Here is a 2,739-nt window from a genome sequence, read left to right as displayed (position 1 = left end):
TGAAACTGGGTATATAGGTGCCGCTTCAGCGGCTCGCAAACAGCCCCTTTGAGGTGCTCCAGCGATAAGTCTCCGGCTCTGCCGGAAGTAGTTTAACTTGCTCGAATCTTTATTATATTGCTGCAGTTCAGAAAAACTTTAATAAGTGCCTCGAATTTAGCGTATGGACTTATTTTATCAAGTAGACATTGGGCTAACGATGGCAGAAAAATATTTATGCATTTTTAAATTTCTTCTGCAAATTCAATCTTATAATTTTCTTGCGTATCATCCTTTACCACACCATTAGCTTTCACCTTATTCCAAGCTTCTAAAATGACCTTTTCTTTACTTAACGCATCATCAGTTAAGCTAATTGAAAACTGAGCTTTTATCTGCCCACAAGACTTGTCAATAATCTTTGCTATAAACATATGTACAGTCTTATGAAATTGTTCAGTCCTAGAAATACATTCCCAATAAATTTAGATGTAGCATAAAATATTTCTGTCTCTACTATAAAAAATCTGGAGGAAGGCAATATTTTACTTATTCCTCAGAATAATTCTTTTTAAGAAGTGTGTTCAGTCTTGGTTTTGTTAAAATCTGGTTTTTCAAGAACATCCCTTTTATGATGTGTTTTATCTGGCGTTAAATTAATATCTGAAATATCTACTGGCAGTTCCTCGTCGTCAGGATGCTTTTGTAATTCATCATCATTACTGTCGGAAAATCGTATATTTTGGAATTCATATTTTTTCATTTGAATCAAATCAATGAGCTTTGTCATAAATATTTATCTTAAAATGTTGTTACTGGATATTATTTATAAATTTACCCTATTGGTCAGTACGTTACCTAACATTTATAGCGAACAAATATCCGCTACCAGACGGTTAAGATAAGATAAGACGGATATTTTTCTAAAAATTTATAACTTAGTAATTCTATTTTCGAAAGCCTGGATGGTTCCAAGTCTCTAGAAAAGAATGAATAACGCCCCACAAATCTGCAGGCTATCACCTAGAAGGATATAATTTTAATTATTCGTAGCATGGAGCGAAATCTGGCCCTACAGATATTAACTTAAATGGTGTTGAACTAGTTTGTCGTTATTATTTTATTCTGTAGAATTGATTTTAGGATCAATGTCTTCTTGAATTTCAACTCCAGCATCATTTTTATCGTAATTTTGTTGATTAATAGCAGAAGCCGAATTAGGACTTTGTAAGGAAGGCTCAGCAATTTTTGCTGGAGGTTGCACTACTCCAGCTCCCCTTGGAACATTCTTGTTAAAGTTTCCTTTATTTTCTTCGGTTCTACCTCTTAAGTCTGCGTCTTCTTTTAATTGATTAATTCTGCCAGATTCTAACTTTTGGACATTTTGGGGCTCGTGAGTTTCATGACGATTATAATTGGACCCTGACAATACATCAGTACTTGAAAAAGTAAAAACACAAAAAATTAGGATGAACCACGATAATTTGTTTTGATTATTCATAATGAAGTCTCTAAGGAAATATAAATATAAGTTGTTATTTAATATTTATAAATGTGAATTTTTGGGGCAACCATAAAATATTAATTTCCCGAAAAAATACCCATGAGAAGTTATTTTTATGAGGAGGGGTTTATTCTTATCTTGATCTTTTTTCTCGTAATAGGAATTAGCAAATAAATTTATTCATTTTTAATCCTACTGTATAGATTGTGAAATATGGAGGACATTGTCTGTGCGATCAGTCACAAAAAATCTATTTCAATATGCTTTCGGTCGAGAGGGAGTAATCTCGGGATCGGGGGGGAACTTGAGAATCAGGTGGTTCTGGATTGATTTGAGCAATAAAACTCGAAATATTAAAGTACATAATTCGATATTCGCCAATTAAAATCTTTATTCTCGTTTAATGTTGTCGAAGAGATCGGTGTTCACTCTCACCCATTAAAAAAAACCCGCTGAAGCGGGCTGCAAATATTCAAATAATATTCTGTCGAGTAATAAGATTATTTTTTATCTCTTATCCGAATCATAAAATGAGTCTACTGTAAGTTGCCAAGAAGAATCAGCCATATTGGGCCAGTGATCTTTATCAAACCCTGGAGCGGCTTCTAGCTTTTCTTTATTAGCGTCAAGTGTAAAGCGTTTATTGGCTGTATCTAATTTTAATGAACTCCATGGCACAGCAAAAAGTTTATCTCCCATTCCCAGGAATCCTCCGAACGAGAGAACCGCATAACTTACTTCACCTGTATTCATGTCCAGCATAATCTCTTCAATATCACCCAAGTCTTCGCCCTGTAGGTTATAAACATCATTTCCGAGTAAGGTATTAGCTCCCATCAATCGTGGGCCTGGCCCTTCCGAATCGTTATCTTTATACATACCATACTCATCTTTATCGATATAGCTCATAATTATCTCCGTTTTGTAGAAAGAAGGAAAATTATAGACATCGTGAGAAAAGTTATCTGTACGAGATCCTACATAAGCAAATGGAATTGATGAAATCCTTTGCGGGAGATGAGAATAGAAAATTTAATGATTCACTCGGAATTTCTGCAGCAAGATCTATTTTTAGCTTCAACCCAGATTTCCCATTAGGTTTGATTTCTAATGGAAGCCATTAGAATAAGCTGTTATAAATAAGCATATTTTGGTAAATTAAAGCTGTTTTCCAGATGCATATTTTCTTCCGGGAGGTTTTGATGGAATTTAAGCTTCGATTTACTGAAAAAGAGATTACTGCCTGGGGAGGAATG

General features: G+C 34.4%; 4 protein-coding genes. All 4 read right to left on the bottom strand.

Annotated elements, in window-relative coordinates; all coding sequences use genetic code 11:
* Nucleotides 1-224: 224 nt before the first annotated feature.
* On the bottom strand, nt 225-413 hold the full coding sequence (locus tag C7H79_RS16835) for a hypothetical protein (protein WP_106708384.1): 189 nt from the start codon (nt 411-413) through the stop codon (nt 225-227).
* Nucleotides 414-550: 137 nt separating this feature from the next.
* On the bottom strand, nt 551-769 hold the full coding sequence (locus tag C7H79_RS16830) for a hypothetical protein (RefSeq protein ID WP_106708383.1): 219 nt from the start codon (nt 767-769) through the stop codon (nt 551-553).
* Between the two features lie 330 nt (nt 770-1,099).
* The gene (locus tag C7H79_RS16825; RefSeq protein ID WP_106708382.1) at nt 1,100-1,480 is read right to left on the bottom strand and encodes a hypothetical protein; all 381 of its coding nucleotides are present in this window, start codon (nt 1,478-1,480) and stop codon (nt 1,100-1,102) included.
* Nucleotides 1,481-1,990: 510 nt separating this feature from the next.
* Nucleotides 1,991-2,392: a PRC-barrel domain-containing protein gene (locus C7H79_RS16820; protein WP_106708381.1), complete on the bottom strand. Its 402-nt coding sequence runs from the start codon at nt 2,390-2,392 to the stop codon at nt 1,991-1,993.
* Between the last annotated feature and the right edge of the window lie 347 nt (nt 2,393-2,739).

The sequence above is a fragment of the Nitrosomonas supralitoralis genome, from assembly GCF_003011925.2.
Lineage (GTDB): Bacteria > Pseudomonadota > Gammaproteobacteria > Burkholderiales > Nitrosomonadaceae > Nitrosomonas > Nitrosomonas supralitoralis.
This window is presented reverse-complemented; position numbering and strand designations above follow the sequence as displayed.